Below are 17,376 nucleotides of genomic sequence, written 5' to 3'. Positions count from 1 at the left end.
CGGCGGTTCAGTGCACCAGGTGCAGCGGCAGCAGCCGGTCCAGCACGTCGTCGGTGTAGAGGCCGACGACGGGGACCAGTCCCCGGGAGGCCGGCTGCTCCCGCACCGCGTCGAGCGCCTGCGCCCGCAGCCGCTCCAGCAACGCCTCGACGTCCGCGGCGGGGACGGCCCCGGTGCGCATCAGATGGCCGAGGTTGCCCTCGCGCTCGCCATGGCGCTCGTAGTCGGTGAGGTCGTCGGCGATGGTGATGATCGTGCCGAACGCCTCGGCGAACCGCCGCGCGGGGGCCACGGACTTCTCCTCGCGGCCGCACAGCGCGGCGAGCGAGCCGTAGCAGCCGAGGAAGGTGGCGCCGTAGGTGCTGGCGTTGGCGCACCACTCGTCGAGGTCGCGTGCCCGGTGGCTCTTGGTGCGGATCTGGCCGGTGCAGACCGCGGTGAAGTCGGTCTCCAGCAGGTCGGTCACCGACCGTGCGTCCGCGGCGAGTTCGCACATCTCCTTCAGGGCCGTCAGATGCAGATGCAGGCACAGACAGGCGAGTTCGATGCGGTTGAGCCCGGTGTCGTCGTCCATGAGGTCGTCGAGCAGCTTCATCGCCACGATGTCCAGCGCCAGCGCGCGGGCCACCGCCGCCCGCGTGTGCGGGTCCGTGATCCACTCGGTGAGGAAGTGCGGCACCCGCAGGTACAGGCGCAACGCGGCGGTGTGGGCGACGAGGTCGGGCGAGCCGCCGTTGCGGGCGACGAACTCCGTGACGTGGTCGCGGTTGTCGGACTCGGTGGCCAGCATGGCCGCGGTGTAGTCCGCGGGCAGTGCCGCGGTCACGGCCGGTCCGCGCTGATCTCGGTGAGCGTCGTACGCCAGTCGGCGTGCTCCAGCGCCCCGGCGAAGCCCACGTAGTCGGCGCCCGCCTCCAGATAGGCGGTGACGTGCTCCCGGCGGCGGACGTTGCCGCTGACGAACACGATCTGGTCGGGATCCAGCCGGCGGCGGAAGTGCCGGACGACCTCGACGGGGACCTGGGTGTAGCGGGAGTACAGGTACACCATGTGGAAGCCGAAGGAGCGGGTGACCGCGATGTACCGGTCCATCTGCTCGGTGCCGACGGTGGCGACCGGCACGGTGCCCAGCAGGTCTCCGGTCTTGTGGTCCTCGCCGAAGGTGAGGGCGGCGGCGAGCAGGAGCTCGGGCCAGTCCTCGCGGTCGACCCGGCCGGGCAGGTTGACCAGGGTCTCCAGATAGCTCTTCCACACGTAGTAGTCGTCGCGCGAGCCGAGCAGCGCCGGCAGCAGCACGGCGTCGGCGCCGCGGGCCAGGGGGAAGCCGAGCCCCTTGCGCGGTGGGAAGTGCAGCAGCACCGGCAGCGAGGTGGCCTCCTTGATCGCCGCCACGTACGGCTCCATCCGGGCCTCGAAGGACTCGTAGTCGGTGCTGGCGAGGATCACGGCGGGATAGCCGAGCGTGTCGAGGAGCTTGGCCTTCTCCACGGCCTCGGCCTGCGGCACCTTGAACGGGTCGATGATGTGGATGGGCCCCCGTTCGTGGTCCCGCAGCCGCGCGAGGACGTCGCCCTGGCCCAACAGCGATGGTCCGGCCGGGACTTGCGTGCGCTGGACGAGCTGCGGTGAGGTGTTCACCGGCATTCCCCCTTATTGTCCGGCTTGTTGTCCGGTCGTGACCCCGGCCGCCGGGGCCACCGCCGCGGCGTTCGCCCTGGCGAGGGCGGCGACGACCGACGCCGTGGTGTAGAGCGCCCTGGTGTCCAGGACGACGGAGCCCAGCGCGGCCTTTCCGCGACGTCCGCGCTCCCAGTGCTCGCGTGCGTCGGGGTCCCGCTCCATGGGGCCGGGCACCCGGCACCAGGCCGAGGGCCGCCAACCGCCGTCCTTCTCCTGGGAGTCGAGCAGGTACGACACCGCCCGGCGGACGGTGTCACGGTCCTCGGGCGCCCCCGCCAGGACGGCGCGCAGGGCGAAGGCGGTGGCGAAGGCCGAGCCCTCCGGCTCCCACTCGGTGCGTACCGCACCGTCGGCGCCGATCCTGGCCGCGGCCCAGCGGGCGGCCGAGCGCACCTCGGACGGCACGTCGGCCGGCCGGCCGGCGGTGAGCGCCTCCGCGGCGAGCGCGGTCGGGTACTCCCGGTCGGGCCACCAGTAGGCGGGCCACGCCCCGTCGGGGCGCTGGATCTCCCGGAGTCGCTCCAACAGCCGTTCGTGGACGGGCAGTTCGAGCAGTCCGGCGGCGGCCGCGGTGACGCAGGCGTGGCTCGCGTACCAGGCGTCCCAGCGGGGGGCCACCCGGTCCAGGAAGGGTGCGGCGATCTCCGGCAGGTAGCTGGAGATGCCGCCGTCGTCCTGGAGGTGCGCGGCCACGAAGCGGTAGCCCTCCTCGGCGCGGGCGTCCCGCGAGGCGTCCAGCGCCTCGGCCAGGCGCAGCACCCAGGAGGTGATGTCGGCGTCGCCGGGGACCTGGGGACAGTAGCCCCAGCCGTCGGACGGGCCACGGGCCTGTTGCAGCAGTTCCCAGGCGGAGACCGCCGCCGCTCGTCCGGGCCCTTCGGGCAATTCCGCGAGTGAGGCCCCGACAAAGGCGGTGGCCCAGAACTGGCCGGGTCCGCGGACTTCGTAGTCGTTCCACCAGCCGTCCGCGTCACGCGCGGATCGGAGGAATTCCGTTGCCCTCGACAGGGCTTGTTCCGTGGAATCGCCGAGGGGTAATCGCTGTGCACCGTTCACGAACTCTCCTTTCTGGGGAGAGGTGACGAGCCGGGCCACCGTACCGACCGGCTGACGCCGCGTCGGCAGGACGATTACCCAACCCTACACGTGTTCGTATCGGCGAGACAGAGTCACTTTCTCTTCGGTGGGTTCCGCAAAGCATCGGGGGCCGGGACGGACCCGGCCCCCGATGGGCGGACAGACGCGCGGTGGATTCACACGAATTGCATGTGCGTGCGCCGCCGCAATCGCACCGACAGAACGGCGCCGCTAGTCAGGACCAGCAGCGAGGTCACCACGACGGCATGGGTGACGCCGGACACGAGGGAGCCGCTGCCGGCGCCGTCGACGGCGTAGGTGATGATCTCCCGGGTCGACCAGAAGGGCAGGGCCTTGGCGGCGTCCTTGGCCGGGTCGATCACCATCTGCGCGCCGATGACGGAGATCAGCAGGAGGCTGCCCTCCAGGTCCCGGGGCACGGCGAGGCCCAGCAGCAGCCCGAGCGGCACCGCGACCAGCGTGGTCAGGACCAGCTCCAGGGCGACGGCCTGCGGGTTGGCCACGTCCTGGTCCACGACGACGACCACGGCGTACAGCGCGGAGATCAGCAGTCCGGCGGTGAGCAGGGCGAGGGTGCGGCCCAGGTACAGGTGCCGGGGCCGGAAACCGGACAGGGTCAGCCGGGACTCGATCTCCCGGCCACCGACGGCCGAGAAGAGGGCCGCGGTGCTCACCGCGAAGCCGACTCCGAGGCTGGCGAAGCGGATGGCCTGGCCCGGCTGGTCGTGCCGGCCCAGGTAGAACACCAGCGGCACGAGCAGGAGCAGACCCAGCACCCCGCGCCGGCGCAGCAGTTCCCGCAGCGTCATCTCGGCCATACGCAGGGTGCGGGTCATCGGCCGGCCTCCTGGGCGCGCGGGCTGAGGTCCAGGACCTGGTCCACCTGGTCGAGCTGGTTGAGCATGTGCGTCACGACGACGATCGCCTTGCCCTGGTCGCGCCAGTTCCAGACGTTCTGCCAGAAGTCCACGTAGGAGCCCCGGTCGAAGCCCTGGTAGGGCTCGTCGAGCAGCAGGACGTCGGGGTCTCCGAGGGCGGACAGGACGACGTTCAGCTTCTGCCGGGTGCCGCCGGAGAGGTCCTTGGCGAGGGTGTCCCGGGCGACGGACCAGTCGAGCTTGGAGGCGAGTTCACGCCCGCGCCGGCCGGCCTCGCGGCCACCCATGCCCCGGCCCGTGCCGAACAGCGTGAAGTGCTCGCGGGGGGTGAGGAATCCCATGACACCGGCGTTCTGGGGACAGTAGCCGAGGCGTCCGGTGATGGTCACCCGGCCCTTGTCCGGGGCGAGCAGGCCCGCGCAGATCTTGAGCATGCTGGACTTGCCGGCCCCGTTGCTGCCGACGATCGCGGCGACCTCGCCGGCGCGGACGACGAGGTCGACGCCGTTCAGGACACGGCGGCGGCCGTAGCTCTTGACGATCCCCTGTGCGTGCAGCCGGACGTCACGCCCGGCCGACGGCCCGGACGCCCCTCCCAACTGCTGTTCCGCAGGTGCGGAATACCTCATGCGTGCCACCTTCCTTCCGCCGCCGCGACGAATGGCGCGGAATGCCGTCCCGTTAGCCTGCCACAGCCGTACGGGCCGTCCGCACCGGACACCGGCCCGCCGGGCGGGGTGGAAAAATCCGGCCGACTCTTTTCGGTCGTTTCCCGGATCATGGCCGGGGCGAACCGTGTGCAGCAGCAACGGAATTCGGCCAGGCTGCCGCGTTATTGAGGTGCGCCTGCCCGGCGGATTCACCGAACGGATACAAGCGGAACACCGGCATTTCGGCCACAGATCAGAAACAGGGCGACCGGTCTTGTGATCACTTCGGAACGCCGGTTAGAGTACGCCCCGTCGAAATCAGCGCATTCCACGCATTGTGCGGCGGGCGCGTCGACGGTGAATTCCCCTTCGTCCGCGGTAATCCGGCGGAGGGCCGGAACGGGCGGTGCACGGGTTCGGCCGACGAAGGGACACGGATGCGCGGGGGCACCGGAGATGAACGCATGGCGTGGCAACGCGCGGTGGCCCGCGGCTTCGATCCGCCGCCCGCGCCACGGACCCCGGTGACCCTGGTCCGCTATGGCGAGATCCGGGAGGACCCCGGCCCCCTGCCCTCCGGCGGAGTCGGCGTGCTGTTGCCGACCTATGTGGCGCGCTGCGACCGGGCCGCGCAGGAGACCGCGCTCGGGCATCTCCTCGACGCCCTCGACGACGTACGACGGGCCCGTCCCGAACTGCCGCTGACGGTCTGGCTGGGCATGCAGTACGGCCCCGGCGAACAGGCGGAGGCCCTCGACCGGCTGCGCGGGCTGACCCGGTCCACCGCCGTGCCCGTCGTCGGCTTCGCGCTGCCCGGACCGGGGAAGATCCGCACGATCAACGCGGCCCTCGAACTGTCCCGTCCGCTCGGTCACGACGGCTGGCTGTGGACCGACGACGACGTCGAGTTCGGCCCCGGCTGCCTGGCCCGGCTCGTCGACCGCTTCCACGAACGTGGCCGCACCGGTGCCGTCGGCGCCCGCCTCGTCGCCCTGCCCCGCGCCTCGGCCACCTCCCGCACGATGGACCGGGTCTCCGGCGTCACGGTGCCACCCGGTGCCCTGCCGGCGGCGGCCTGCATGCTCGTCGCCTCCGACGTGCTCGCCGGGGGCATCCCGGCGCGGCGGCTGGCCGACGACGGCCATGTGCTCTTCGAACTCCTCGACCCCGACGCGGCCGACCCCCTGCACGCCCTCGAAGTGGTGCCCGACGCCCACGGCAGCTTCTACCGCGTCGCCCGCACCTCGGACACCCTGCGCCGGCTGCGCCGCTCCCTGTACAGCCATGTCACCTGCACGGCCGACTACCCGTGGGCGACCGCCCGCACCTACCTCACCGGCACCCTGTTCCACGGCCTGTGGCCGCTCGCCGCCTGGGACGGCAGCGGCGGCACGGTACGGGGCCTGAAGCGCTGGACCGTCAAGGCCGTCCACCTGACCTGGTTCTGCGCGGTCGCCGCGCAGCTCGCCGCTCGTGGTGCGGCGGGCCGCCCGCTGCGGCAGGTGGCCTGGGGCGACGAGGGCGACTTCCGCAGCCCGGCCACCGAGGCGCGGCCCGCCGCGGCGCACACCGGACGCTGACACGGGACGGCCGCCTGTCTCGGCGGCCGTCCGCACGCCGACACAGGCGGTCGCCGACAGCGGCGGCCCGGAAGGGAGACGCCGTGCGGACACCGGCACAGACTCAGGCGGCGGTCACCGTCGTCCTGCCCCACTACGACTGCGCGGACTACGTGGGCCAGGCGGTCGGCTCGGTCCTCGCCCAGGACCGGCCCGACCTCCGCCTCGTCGTGGTCGACGACTGCTCGCCCGACGAGTCGTGGACCGCGGCCCTGCGCCCGTACGCCGGGGACCCGCGGCTGACCGTGCTGCGGACCTCCGAGAACGTCGGTCATCTGCGCATCAAGAACAAGGTGCTGGAGACCGCGGACACCCCGTACATCGCCTTCCAGGACGCCGACGACATCAGCCTGCCCGGCCGGCTGCGCCATCAACTCGCCCTGCTGGAAAGGGGCAAGGCGGATCTGGTGGGCTGCGCCTACGAGTACATCGACGCGTCGGGCCTGGGCACCGGCCGGCGCCGGATGCCCCGCAACGGCAACCTGTGGATGCGGCTGGGCCGTTCGACGGTGCTGCTGCATCCCTCGTCCGTCGTGCGCCGCGAGGTGCTGGAGCGGCTCGGCGGCTTCGACGGCACCGTCCGGCTGGGCGCCGACACCGACTTCCATCTGCGGGCGGCCCGGCTGTACCGGCTGCGCAGCGTCCGCAGCGTCCTGTACCGGTACCGGATCTGGCCGCAGTCCCTGACCCAGGCGCCCGAGACCGGGTTCGGGTCGGCGCAGCGCCGGTCCTACACCGAGGCCATGAACGCCCAGGAACGCCGTCGCCGCGAGGCCCGCACCCGTGAGGAACTGCTCCCCCTGCTGGTCGCGCCGCCCAACGACGTCGACTTCCGCCTGGAGCCCGTCGCGGTGGGCGGGTGACGGTGACACCCACCGAACCCCCCGCGATCGGCGTCGTCGTCTCCGCTCCGGACGGCACCTGGGAGCCGGCGGTGCGCAGTCTGCTCGGCCAGTCCGCGCCGCCCGCGGCCGTCACCGTGGTGACCCCGGCGGGCGCCTCCCCCGACCCCCGGCTGCGCTTCGTACCCTGCACCCTCGACACCGCCGCCGATGCCTGCGTCGAGGCGGCGCGCGCCCTGTCCACCGCGTATGTCGCCTTCCTCCACGGCCGCGACGAACCCCTGCCCCACTGGCTGTGCCACCTGGCCGGAGCCGTCCGCGACGGCGTGGGCCTCGTGACCTGCGGCACGCTCCGGCTGCGCCCCGACGACCTCGTCGACGGCATCGCCCTGACGCCCGGACTCGACGGCGCCGCCTACGCCGTACGCCGTGATCTGCTGGGCACGACGGGCCGTACGGCGGCACGGGTCATGGTGCCGCGGCTGCTGGTGCGGCGTCGCAGCGACGACGTGGCCGCCACCGGGTCCGCGGCCCGTGCCGCCGGAGCGGCGCTGGTGGAGAGTGTCCGCCTGACCGCCGCCGTGGACGTGCCCGCCCCGGCCGCCCCCCGCCGCGGGCGCGCCCCGGACCTGGTGTCCGTCGTGATCCCCGTCCGCGACGGCGCGCTCACCCTCCCGGCGCAGTTGCGTGCGCTCGCCGCTCAGGAGTACCCGGGCGACTGGGAGGTCCTCGTCGTCGACAACGGGTCGACCGACGCGACCCGCGAGGTGGCGGAGAAGGCCCGCCCCGACCTGCCCGGGCTGCGGATCGTCGACGCGGGCGAACGCGCCGGCGAGGGCTACGCACGCAACCGCGGGATCGCCGCCGCCCGCGGCGACCTCATCGCGTTCTGCGACGCGGACGACGTCGCCGACCCCGGCTGGCTCGCCGCGCTCACCGCCGCCGCGCGGGACGCGGACCTGGTCGGCGGCAGCCTGGACAGCAGCGTCCTCAGCCCCGCCTACGCCGACGAACAGCCGATGCCGATGACCGGGCAGACGGACTTCCTGCCCTTCGCGCGCGGCGCCAACTGCGCCGCCTGGAAAGACGTGTTGACCACGATCGGCGGCTGGGACGAGCAGTACCGGGGCGGCGGCGAGGACATGGACCTGTCCTGGCGGGCCCATCTGTGCGGCTACCGCGTCGGCTACGCGCCCGACGCCCGGATGCACTACCGGCTGCGCGCCGAACTCACCTCGCTGGCCCGGCAGAAGTGGAACTACGGCAGGTCCGGCGCCCGCCTGTACGCCGCCTACCGCCACGCCGGCTTCGAGCGCCGGGACGGCCGGACCGTCCTGATGAACTGGTCCTGGCTCCTGCTGCACACCCCGGACCTGGCCCGCTCCCCCACCCTGCGCCGCCGCTGGATCCGCTACGGCGCCCGCCTCTCCGGCTTCCTGGCCGGCAGCGCGGAACGGGGTGTCCGCTACCTCTGACACCCCGCGCCACGCCCGCGCCGCCCTACGACAGCTGCGACTGCACCTGGGACGAGATCAGTTCCAGGTGGTCCAGGTCGGAGAGGTCCAGCATCTGGAGGTAGAGGCGCCGGGCGCCGATCTTCGCGTACCGGCCGATCTTGTCGACGACCTCGTCCGGGGTGCCGGCCAGGCCGTTGGCCTTCAGTTCGGGCACCTCACGGCCGATGGCGGCGGCGCGGCGGGCCACCTCCCGGTCGTCCTTGCCGACGCAGACGACGAGGGCGTTGGAGAGGGTGATCTCGTCGGCCGCGCGGCCGGCCTCCTCGGCGGCGGCGCGGACCCGGCCGAACTGGCGCTCGCTGTCCTCGACCGTGCCGAACGGCATGTTGAACTCGTCGGCGTACCGCGCGGCCAGCCGCGGGGTGCGGGTCGCGCCCTGGCCGCCGATGAGCACGGGGATCTTCGGCTGCGCGGGCTTGGGCAGCGCGGGCGAGTCCTTGAGGTCGTAGTACTCGCCGTGGAAGTCGAAGGTCTCGCCGACCTCCGTCGCCCACAGACCGGTGACGATCGCCAGCTGCTCCTCCAGGCGGGAGATCTTCTCCTTCGGGAACGGGATGCCGTACGCCGTGTGCTCCTGCTCGAACCAGCCCGCGCCCAGGCCGAGTTCGACGCGGCCGCCGGACATCTGGTCGACCTGCGCGACCTGAATGGCGAGGACACCGGGGAGGCGGAAGGTTCCCGCGGTCATCAGCGTGCCGAGCCGGATGCGCTTGGTCTCACGGGCGAGGCCGGCGAGGGTGATCCAGGCGTCGGTGGGGCCGGGCAGGCCGTCCCCGTCGCCCATCTTCAGATAGTGGTCCGAGCGAAAAAACGCGTCGAACCCCAGGTCCTCGGTGGCCTTGGCGACGGTGAGAAGGGTGTCGTAGGTGGCGCCCTGCTGGGGCTCGGTGAAGATGCGAAGATCCATGCATCCATCATGCATGTCGTCCCGGGCGCAACAGCAGCACGCCCGCCCTCCGGGGCACATCCAGGCACCTTCAGGCACCCGCGAGGGCGGGCTGACGTGCCTCAGGCCTCCGGCAGGGTCACGGAGAACAGCGGACCGTCCGCGTCCGGGTCCTGCGACCCGTTGTAGCTCACCGTGCCGCCCTTGCGGCCCACGTCGAGGACGAGATACCCCGTGGTGGTCTGCCCCGGCCGGTAGGTCGCGTCGAGGGCGCGCCCGTCGCCGAAGCCTTCCGACAGGGAGGCGTCCTGAGCGGCCGTGTCGGTGTCCTGCCACTCCATCACGCCGTACGTCATGACCATCGCGGGAGCGTCGCCGATGTTCTTCAGCGTGAGCCTCAGCTTGACGAACTGCCCGTTCTCGGGCCCGTCACCCGCGTCGATCTCCTCCGGCGTCACGTACTCGGCGCCGACGACCTTGACGGACATCTTCGACGTGACCCGGTAGGCGGCCCCGTCCTCGCTCAGCTCGCCGGTGTCGAACTCGCCCGTCTCCCCGACCGCCAGCACCGGGCCGGCCGAGGACACCTTCTTCGACGACGCGTCCTTCCCGGCGGTAGGCGGCGCGGAGGCGTCCGCCTTCGGTCTCGTGGTCAACGGGTCCGACGAACACCCCGTCAGCACAACGGCGGACAACAGCACGGCCGGCACGCAGGCACGGCGAACCAAGGCACGCATGACACTTCCCCCATGACTCAGTGGCCCTCCCCGGCCACACGGAGCAGCAAGCCTAAGGCACGGCCCTCGTGTCCCCGGGCGGGTGAAAATCCGTCAACGCCGTACGCGGGGGACGACCTCGCCAGTGACCCGCTCCGGTGGTGATCGTTGGCTCGGGCGGAGCCGGACCGTCCGGCGCCCGCACCCGGACGGTCGCCGCCGGGGCGTCATCCTTCACCCGCGTCGGCCTCCCCTCGGGGGCCTTGGGCCTAGGAGGCCGTCATGTCCGAAGAAACCGTGCCGCTCACTGCGGGGGCCGGGCAGCCGAAGGGGTTGTTGCAGCAGATGGAGGAGCTGATGGCGGCGCTGAACGCGGACCTGTCGGCTCTGGACGCGGATCTTCAGTCGGCCGGGGGGAACGAGCGGGGGGCCACCGGCGAGGAGCGGGACTGACGCGTCCGGCGCCCGCGGCCGGTGCGGGTATGGGTGGGACAGCCGAAGCAGGCGTCCACCGCAGGACACCGCAGGGGCGCATACCGCACCCCTACGCCGGTAACGCCTCGTCCCGGTCCGTGAGTTTCCGCAGCATCTCCAGGACCCGGTCCCGCGCCTCGTCCGCCGCGTCGATCGCCTCCATGCACTGCCAGTACGTCCGCTCGTCGTCCGCCGCGGAGGCGAGGCCGACGAGGGCGATGCCGACCTCGCCGAGGAGGCCGCCGAGGCACAGGAGAGCCTGTCGGGCGTCGCCCAGTTCGGTGAGCTGGGCCGCCCGCAGGGTCTCGGTGTCCGCGGCCGTCTCCGGGGGATCGAGCACCCCGCAGCCCCGGCCCGCGAGTTCGGTCAGCCCCAGTGCCTCGCCTCTGAGTTCGGGCGGGCCCGAGACCGCGAGGCGGCTGCCTATCGCCTGGGCCAGGGCCTGCGCCTGCCATATCTCCGCCATGATCTGCGCCCCGTCACTGGCCGCCAGGGCACGTCTGCTCGCCACGATGAGCCGCACCGCCTCCATGGGCTGTCCTCGTCTGCTCCCGACGCGCCTCGGCACGTCCGCCCGAACTCCCTTGTCCACTACCCAGAGTGAGGGCGCTTGAGACGAAAAGCCAGCGGAAGGCGGAAATCTTCGGACAACGAATCGGTTTCGGACAGCTGAACAACTCCGGAGAGTGATAACGGAGTTGAGCATTCTACGGCGCCGGGAACCTCCGCTCGTTCCGGTCGATCTTCGCGTCCAGCGCCGCCAACGGGTCGATGCCGAGCACCTCGCACAGTTGCAGCAGATACGCCAGCACGTCGGCGACCTCGTCCGTGACGCGGTGCGCCGTGTCGGGGTCGGCCATCACGCCGGCGGACTCCTCGGGCGTCAACCACTGGAAGATCTCGACCAGTTCCGAGGCCTCCACACTGAGCGCGGCGACGAGGTTCTTGGGGGTGTGGTACGGCTGCCAGTTGCGGGCCGCAGCGAACTCGGCCAGCCTGCGCTGGAGTTTCGCCACGTCGAGAGGTTCGGTCACGGCTTCAGGTGTACCACCGTGACCCCGTCCGTCCCGACCGCCCAGGACGCGTCGCCGGCCGCGCCGACGAGCCGGATGTGCCCGCGTTCGCACATGCGGGCGGCGAGCCGCAGCAGTTCGAGCCGCTGTCGTGGGTCCATGCCCCGGTCGAGGTTGTCGGCGAGCACCGTGAGGGTCTGCATGGCCGCCGGCACCTCCTTGGCGGTGTCGACCTCCAGGACGCCGGGGCCGGTGAGCAGCACCAGGGCGAGGGCCGCGTACCGCAGTTCGCCGTCGCCGAGCCGCCCGAAATCCGACCGGTTCCCGTCGCCCCGGTCGAGCAGCGCCCGGACCGTTCCCGGACCGCCCGGGACGGCGAGGACGTCCGTGACCGGGCCCGCGCATCCGGCGTCCAGCGCGGCGACGAGGTGCGCGTGCCGCCGTCCGCACTCCGCTCGGGTGCGCCACAGGACGTCGGCGAGGTTGTCGCAGCCGCCGAGCAGCCGTCCGGAGCCGGTGGGGACGGGGGCGCGCATCCGGCCGGGGCGCGGGTCGCAGGCGAAGACCGAGCGCAGGGCGACCACCATCTGCTCGGCGGCGGCGAGCACCCTGCGCTGTCCGTCCGTCTTGCCGGCGACGTGCAGCGGGAGCAGCGCGGTGCCGAGGCGGTCGTCGGGCAGCGGGGCGCGGGTGACCGGTGACTGTCCGGCGGTGTGCCAGGCGGCCTGGACCTGGCGGCGGGCGGGATCGCGCAGGGCGGTCTCCAGCAGGACCAGTCCGCCCGTGCTCAACCGCTCCCCCACCACCCGCAGCGCGGGCTCGACCTGGACGGCGACGTCGAGCCGGACCGGGCCCTCGGGGCCGTCGGCCGTGCAGCCGATGCGGAAGCCGCGGCGGCGCTGGGCGTCGGGGCGGGACCGCTCGGGGACACAGGTGACCGGGTCGGGGAACACCTCGTCCAGGTCGGCGCCGCCGCCGAGTCCGGCCAGTGCCCCGAACGCCCGCAGCGCGGTGGTCTTGCCGCAGCCGCTGGGCCCGGCGAACAGGGTGAGCCGGCCGAGCGGGAAGGCGGCCCTGCGGTGCGCGGCGAAGGAGGTCAGCCGCAGTTCGGTGAGGAGCGGCCGCTCGGCACGGTCCTCGTCGGTCCCGGACGACGCCGGGCGCGGTGCGGGACGGACGGGGCGCGCGGGCGAGGCCGGCGCGGGGGACGGAGTCATAGGCGGACGGTAGGGCTCCGCCTCGGCGGCGAACCGTTCAGCCTCCGCGATCTTCCTACGATCGAGCGACCGGGCCGGTGGACGCGCGCATCCTCCGGGCCCGTGGACGCGCGCACTCTCAGGTGCCCGGAAGCCCCGCCCCCTCCATGAGTCCGGTCACCTCGGTACCGGCCGGCGTGAGAAGGAACACGTTCCGGTCGACGCGGTGCATTCCGCTCGCGAGGCCGAAGACGACGCCCGTGCTGAAGTCCAGGACGCGCTTGGCGACCTCGCTCTCCGCGCCGGTGAGGTCGAGCAGGACGGGAATGCCCGCCATCAGCGTCTCGGCGACGTCGCGGGCGTCCGCGAAGACGCTGATCCGCAGGACCACGAAGCGGCGCCGCGCCTCGGTCCTGGCCTCCGGCATGGACCGGTGGTTCACCGCGGACGGCCAGGCGTCCCGGCCCCTCAGCGGCACGACCTGGGCGAGCCCCTCCCACTGTTCGTCGGTGACATCGCGGGTGTTCACCGGCATGCTCCGTCCCCTGCTCGCACTGCTGTCTGCATCGGGCAATTCTTACGCATGGTCACCCGTTCGGCCCAACGCGACACGCTCCGCGACCGCGACCCGCCTCACATCGGTCCCGGGACGCCTGTGTGGCGCGCGTAACTCCTCAAGATCGAGCCGTGTCACATCGGCGTAACGGGCAATTCGTACCGTCGACCCATGACGACGACCCCCCACGCCCAGCGGACCCAGCAGATACGGACGGTCTGCTCGTACTGCGGGGTGGGCTGCGGCATCGTGCTGGACGTCGGGATGGGACCGGACGGCCGGCGGACGGTGCTGAAGGCGTCCGGGGACAAGGCGCATCCGGCGAACGCGGGACGGCTGTGCACCAAGGGGGCGACGACGGCCGAGATGCTCGCCGCGCCGGGCCGGCTGACCGGCGCGCTGGTGCGCGAGGACCGGGCCGAGGAGCCGGTGCCCACGCCCGTGTCCGACGCGATCGCCGAGACCGCGCGGCGGCTGCGCGCCATCGTCGACGAGCACGGGCCGGACGCGGTCGCCTTCTATGTGTCCGGGCAGATGAGCCTGGAGGCGCAGTACCTGGCGAACAAGCTGGCCAAGGGGTTCGTGCGGACGAACCAGATCGAGTCGAACTCCCGGCTGTGCATGGCCAGCGCGGGCGCGGGCTACAAGCTGTCGCTGGGCGCCGACGGGCCGCCGGGGTCGTACGAGGACTTCGACCACGCGGATCTCTTCCTCGTCATCGGGTCGAACATGGCCGACTGCCATCCGATCCTCTACCTGCGGATGATGGAGCGGGTCAAAGCCGGGGCCAAGCTGATCGTCGTCGACCCGCGGCGCACCGCCACCGCCGCGAAGGCGGATCTGTTCCTCCAGGTCAGGCCGGGGACCGACCTCGCCCTGCTCAACGGGCTGCTGCGTCTGCTGGTCGAGAACGGGCACACCGACCCCGCCTTCGTCGCCGCGCACACCGAGGGCTGGGAGGCGATGGAGGAGTTCCTCGCCGACTACCCGCCGGCCACGGTCGCGGAGATCACCGGGCTCGCCGAGGAGGACCTGCGGGAGGCGGCGCGGCTGATCGGCGCGGCCGGTGACTGGATGAGCTGCTGGACCATGGGGCTCAACCAGTCCACGCACGGCACCTGGAACACCAACGCCCTGGTCAACCTGCACCTCGCCACGGGCACGATCTGCCGTCCGGGCAGCGGCCCCTTCTCCCTCACCGGCCAGCCGAACGCGATGGGCGGCCGTGAGATGGGCTACATGGGCCCGGGGCTCCCCGGGCAGCGCTCGGTGCTGGTCGAGGAGGAGCGGGCCTTCGCCGAGGAGGTCTGGGAGCTGCCGCCGGGCACGCTGCGCGCGGACGGCGTCGGCAAGGGCACCGTCGAGATGTTCCGCAAGATGGCCGACGGGGAGATCAGGGCCTGCTGGATCATCTGCACCAACCCGGTCGCCTCGGTCGCGGGCCGCCGTACGGTCATCGAGGGCCTGGAGGCCGCCGAGTTCGTCGTCACCCAGGACGTGTACGGGGACACCGAGACCAACGCGTACGCCGATGTCGTCCTGCCCGGCGCGATGTGGACCGAGGCCGAGGGCGTCTTCGTCAACAGCGAGCGCAACCTCACCCTGACCGCCGCCGTGTCGGACCCGCCCGGCGAGGCGATGGCGGACTGGCGGCTGATCGCGGCCGTCGCCCGGGAGATGGGCTACGAGAAGGGGTTCTCCTACGACAGTGCCGAGGACGTCTTCGAGGAGATCCGCCGCTTCCACAACCCGGCCACCGGGTGGGACCTGCGCGGGGTGACCTACGAGCGGCTGCGGTCGACGCCCGTGCAGTGGCCGTCGGCCGCCGAGGACGGGCCGGAGCGCAATCCGATCCGGTATCTGTCGCAGGAGGGCGGCCTGCGGTTCCCGACGGCGAGCGGGCGGGCCGTCTTCCACGCCCGGCCGCACATGCCGGCAGCGGAGATGCCGGACGACGACTATCCCTTCGTGCTGAACACCGGCCGGGTGCAGCACCAGTGGCACACGCTGACGAAGACCGGGAAGGTGGCCAAGCTCAACAAGCTGAACCCCGGGCCGTTCGTGGAGGTGCATCCCGAGGACGCGCGGGAGCTGGGCATCGCGGACGGCGACCGGGTCGAGGTCGCCTCGCGGCGCGGGCGGGCGGTGCTGCCCGCGGTGCTGACCGACCGGGTGCTGCCGGGGGCCTGTTTCGCGCCGTTCCACTGGAACGACCTGTTCGGTGAGTATCTGAGCGTCAACGCGGTGACGAACGACGCGGTGGATCCGGTGTCGTTCCAGCCGGAGTTCAAGGTGTGCGCGGTGTCGCTGACGCGGGTCGCGGAGCCCGCCCCCGCGCCCGCGGAGGTCATCGTCCCGACCACGGTCACACCGGGGTCGAACCCCTTCGGGCTGGCCCCGGCCCCGCCGCCCGTCCTGACGGCCCAGGAACGCCTCTACCTCACCGGCTTCCTCGCCGGCATCGACTCGGGCGCTCCGGGTGTCCCCGTGCTGCCTCCGGAGGCGCCCTTCAGCCCCGAGCACGCGATGTGGGTGAACGGCGTCCTCGCCGGCATGTACTCGCGGACGGCGGCCGAGCCCCGGGGACAGCACGGCCGTGAGGTCGTCGTCCTGTGGGCCTCGCAGACCGGGAACGCCGAGGAGTTCGCGGGTGCCGTCGCCGACCGGCTGTCCTCGGGCGGACACCGGGCGACGCTCGCCGGCATGGACGACACCGACCTGGGCGCGCTGCCCTCCGGCGCCGATCTGCTGCTGATCACCAGCACGTTCGGCGACGGTGACGCGCCGGACAACGGCAGCGGATTCTGGGAGGCGCTCGCCACCCGGCACGCGCCCCGCCTGGACGGGGTGCGGTACGCCGTCCTGGCCTTCGGCGACTCCTCCTACGACGACTTCTGCGGGCACGGGCGGCGGCTCGACGCACGGCTGGACGAGCTGGGCGCGGTGCGGCTCGCGCCCCGCACGGACTGCGAACCCGACTACGAGAGCGAGGCGGGGGCCTGGCTGGACCAGGTGGTCACGGCGCTGGGCACGCGGACGGAGGAGGCCCCCCGCACCGGCACGGAGACCGCCCCGGGCACCGGTACGGAGGCCGCTCCGACACCCGCCCGGTCCGCCAGGCCCGCCCCCACCGCCGCCCGTCTGGTCGGCAACCGGCTGCTCAGCGGGCCCGGGGCGGACAAGGAGGTCAGGCGGTTCACCTTCGACACCAGCGGCACCGGCCTGACGTACGAGACGGGCGACGCGCTCGGCGTGCGTCCGGTCAACTCGCCGTCCCTGGTGGCGGAATGGCTCGCGGTGACCGGGGTGGAGGGGTCGAGCGCCGTATCGGTGGAGGGGGTTGGCGAGGTCTCCTTCTCCGAGGCGCTCCACCGGCACCTAGACATCACGCGGATCACTCCCGACCTGCTGCGCTTCGTCGCCGAACGGGTCCCGGACGACCGGGAGTTGCGCAGGCTGCTGCGGCCCGACAACAAGGACGGGCTCGCGAAGTGGAGTTGGGGACGGCAGGCGGTGGACGTGCTCGCGGAGCATCCGGTGCGGGCGGGCGCCGAGGACTGGACGGCCGTACTCAAGAAGCTCCAGCCACGTCTGTACTCCATCTCGTCCAGCCCGCTGGTCGACCCGCATCTGGTCTCGCTCACGGTGTCCGTGGTGCGCTACGAGAACCTGCGCGGCCTGCCCCGCGGGGGTGTCTGCTCGCCGTTCCTCGCCGACGCCGAACCGGACACCGAGGTCCCGGTCTTCGTGCAGCGCTCGCCGCACTTCCGGCCGCCCGCGGACGCCTCGACGCCGATGATCATGGTCGGTCCCGGTACCGGGGTGGCGCCCTTCGTCGGCTTCCTCCAGGAGCGGCAGGCGCTCGGCCACCGGGCGCCGAACTGGCTGTTCTTCGGGGAGCAGCACCGCGCCACGGACTTCTACTACGAGGACGAGCTGACCGCGCTGCTCGACGAGGGCGCCCTCGACCGCCTCGACACGGCGTTCTCCCGCGACCAGCGCAACAAGGTGTACGTGCAGGACCGGATGCGCGAGCACGGCCCCGAGTTGTGGCGCCGGCTCCAGGAGGGCGCCCACTTCTACGTCTGCGGGGACGCCTCCCGTATGGCGAAGGACGTGGACCGGGCCCTGAGGGACATCGCGGTCACCCACGGCGGGCTGGACGAGACCGAGGCGTCGGCGTGGCTGAAGCAGCTGGCGGCGGCGAAGCGTTACGTGAGGGACGTCTACTAGAGCCACCTGCCGGGGACA

Annotated in this window: 16 protein-coding genes; 5 read left to right on the top strand and 11 right to left on the bottom strand. The window is 72.5% G+C overall.

Features of this window, described 5'->3' with window-relative positions:
• Positions 1-7: 7 nt before the first annotated feature.
• The 5 genes from SLINC_RS33690 to SLINC_RS33670 form a co-directional block, all read right to left on the bottom strand.
• A complete protein-coding gene (locus SLINC_RS33690; RefSeq protein WP_067441250.1) occupies positions 8-826 on the bottom strand; it encodes a class 1 isoprenoid biosynthesis enzyme in 819 nt (272 codons plus the stop codon).
• Positions 823-1,638, bottom strand: a complete 816-nt coding sequence (locus tag SLINC_RS33685) for a geranylgeranylglyceryl/heptaprenylglyceryl phosphate synthase (RefSeq protein WP_067445978.1) — start codon at positions 1,636-1,638, stop codon at positions 823-825. The genes SLINC_RS33690 and SLINC_RS33685 overlap by 4 nt, the downstream gene beginning before the upstream one ends.
• 12 nt (positions 1,639-1,650) lie before the next feature.
• Positions 1,651-2,736 (bottom strand): prenyltransferase/squalene oxidase repeat-containing protein, encoded by a 1,086-nt coding sequence (locus SLINC_RS33680; RefSeq protein ID WP_152038979.1) that lies wholly within the window; start codon positions 2,734-2,736, stop codon positions 1,651-1,653.
• 197 nt (positions 2,737-2,933) lie between these two features.
• Positions 2,934-3,614, bottom strand: coding sequence for a hypothetical protein (locus tag SLINC_RS33675; protein WP_067441240.1), 681 nt, complete (start codon positions 3,612-3,614; stop codon positions 2,934-2,936).
• Entirely contained in the window at positions 3,611-4,285 is a 675-nt protein-coding gene (locus SLINC_RS33670) for an ATP-binding cassette domain-containing protein (protein WP_067441237.1), read from the bottom strand. Before SLINC_RS33670 ends, SLINC_RS33675 begins: the two co-directional genes overlap by 4 nt.
• 485 nt (positions 4,286-4,770) lie before the next feature.
• On the opposite strand from SLINC_RS33670, the gene SLINC_RS33665 reads away from it, so the two are divergent.
• From SLINC_RS33665 to SLINC_RS46555, 3 genes are all read left to right on the top strand, one after another.
• On the top strand, positions 4,771-5,886 hold the full coding sequence (locus SLINC_RS33665) for a glycosyltransferase family 2 protein (protein WP_225988295.1): 1,116 nt from the start codon (positions 4,771-4,773) through the stop codon (positions 5,884-5,886).
• An 83-nt stretch (positions 5,887-5,969) separates the two neighbouring features.
• A complete protein-coding gene (locus SLINC_RS33660; protein WP_067441233.1) occupies positions 5,970-6,788 on the top strand; it encodes a glycosyltransferase family 2 protein in 819 nt (272 codons plus the stop codon).
• The gene (locus SLINC_RS46555; protein WP_225988296.1) at positions 6,785-8,242 is read left to right on the top strand and encodes a glycosyltransferase family 2 protein; all 1,458 of its coding nucleotides are present in this window, start codon (positions 6,785-6,787) and stop codon (positions 8,240-8,242) included. Before SLINC_RS33660 ends, SLINC_RS46555 begins: the two co-directional genes overlap by 4 nt.
• A 25-nt stretch (positions 8,243-8,267) precedes the next feature.
• Here SLINC_RS46555 and SLINC_RS33650 read toward each other — a convergent pair whose 3' ends face one another.
• Positions 8,268-9,191, bottom strand: a complete 924-nt coding sequence (locus SLINC_RS33650) for an LLM class F420-dependent oxidoreductase (RefSeq protein ID WP_067441232.1) — start codon at positions 9,189-9,191, stop codon at positions 8,268-8,270.
• A 101-nt stretch (positions 9,192-9,292) separates the two neighbouring features.
• Positions 9,293-9,826, bottom strand: a complete 534-nt coding sequence (locus SLINC_RS33645) for a DUF4352 domain-containing protein (protein ID WP_159425382.1) — start codon at positions 9,824-9,826, stop codon at positions 9,293-9,295.
• Between the two features lie 342 nt (positions 9,827-10,168).
• On the opposite strand from SLINC_RS33645, the gene SLINC_RS48640 reads away from it, so the two are divergent.
• Positions 10,169-10,339: a hypothetical protein gene (locus tag SLINC_RS48640; RefSeq protein ID WP_170068287.1), complete on the top strand. Its 171-nt coding sequence runs from the start codon at positions 10,169-10,171 to the stop codon at positions 10,337-10,339.
• A 91-nt stretch (positions 10,340-10,430) separates the two neighbouring features.
• Here the strand turns inward: SLINC_RS48640 and SLINC_RS33640 are convergent, their stop codons facing one another.
• From SLINC_RS33640 to SLINC_RS33625, 4 genes are all read right to left on the bottom strand, one after another.
• Positions 10,431-10,892, bottom strand: coding sequence for a DUF6099 family protein (locus SLINC_RS33640; protein WP_067441226.1), 462 nt, complete (start codon positions 10,890-10,892; stop codon positions 10,431-10,433).
• 175 nt (positions 10,893-11,067) lie between these two features.
• Positions 11,068-11,394, bottom strand: coding sequence for a nucleotide pyrophosphohydrolase (locus SLINC_RS33635; protein WP_053751777.1), 327 nt, complete (start codon positions 11,392-11,394; stop codon positions 11,068-11,070).
• Positions 11,391-12,590: a biotin transporter BioY gene (locus tag SLINC_RS33630; protein WP_067441223.1), complete on the bottom strand. Its 1,200-nt coding sequence runs from the start codon at positions 12,588-12,590 to the stop codon at positions 11,391-11,393. The genes SLINC_RS33635 and SLINC_RS33630 overlap by 4 nt, the downstream gene beginning before the upstream one ends.
• 118 nt (positions 12,591-12,708) lie before the next feature.
• Positions 12,709-13,104 (bottom strand): cell division protein SepF, encoded by a 396-nt coding sequence (locus tag SLINC_RS33625; RefSeq protein ID WP_067441220.1) that lies wholly within the window; start codon positions 13,102-13,104, stop codon positions 12,709-12,711.
• Positions 13,105-13,296: 192 nt separating this feature from the next.
• On the opposite strand from SLINC_RS33625, the gene SLINC_RS33620 reads away from it, so the two are divergent.
• Positions 13,297-17,358, top strand: a complete 4,062-nt coding sequence (locus SLINC_RS33620; protein ID WP_067441208.1) for a bifunctional nitrate reductase/sulfite reductase flavoprotein subunit alpha — start codon at positions 13,297-13,299, stop codon at positions 17,356-17,358.
• The last annotated feature ends 18 nt before the right edge of the window (positions 17,359-17,376 follow it).

The organism is Streptomyces lincolnensis (genome assembly GCF_001685355.1).
Lineage (GTDB): Bacteria > Actinomycetota > Actinomycetes > Streptomycetales > Streptomycetaceae > Streptomyces > Streptomyces lincolnensis.
Note: the sequence above shows the minus strand (reverse complement) of the source record. Positions and strands in the feature narration are given on the sequence as shown.

Excerpts from the sequence above, each read along its gene's own strand:
- SLINC_RS33650 (WP_067441232.1), bottom strand. The coding sequence starts at position 9,191 with ATGGATCTTCGCATCTTCACCGAGCCCCAGCAGGGCGCCACCTACGAC.
- SLINC_RS33620 (WP_067441208.1), top strand. The coding sequence starts at position 13,297 with ATGACGACGACCCCCCACGCCCAGCGGACCCAGCAGATACGGACGGTC.
- SLINC_RS33670 (WP_067441237.1), bottom strand. The coding sequence starts at position 4,285 with ATGAGGTATTCCGCACCTGCGGAACAGCAGTTGGGAGGGGCGTCCGGG.
- SLINC_RS33640 (WP_067441226.1), bottom strand. The coding sequence starts at position 10,892 with ATGGAGGCGGTGCGGCTCATCGTGGCGAGCAGACGTGCCCTGGCGGCC.
- SLINC_RS33675 (WP_067441240.1), bottom strand. The coding sequence starts at position 3,614 with ATGACCCGCACCCTGCGTATGGCCGAGATGACGCTGCGGGAACTGCTG.
- SLINC_RS33665 (WP_225988295.1), top strand. The coding sequence starts at position 4,771 with ATGGCGTGGCAACGCGCGGTGGCCCGCGGCTTCGATCCGCCGCCCGCG.
- SLINC_RS33625 (WP_067441220.1), bottom strand. The coding sequence starts at position 13,104 with ATGCCGGTGAACACCCGCGATGTCACCGACGAACAGTGGGAGGGGCTC.
- SLINC_RS48640 (WP_170068287.1), top strand. The coding sequence starts at position 10,169 with ATGTCCGAAGAAACCGTGCCGCTCACTGCGGGGGCCGGGCAGCCGAAG.
- SLINC_RS33630 (WP_067441223.1), bottom strand. The coding sequence starts at position 12,590 with ATGACTCCGTCCCCCGCGCCGGCCTCGCCCGCGCGCCCCGTCCGTCCC.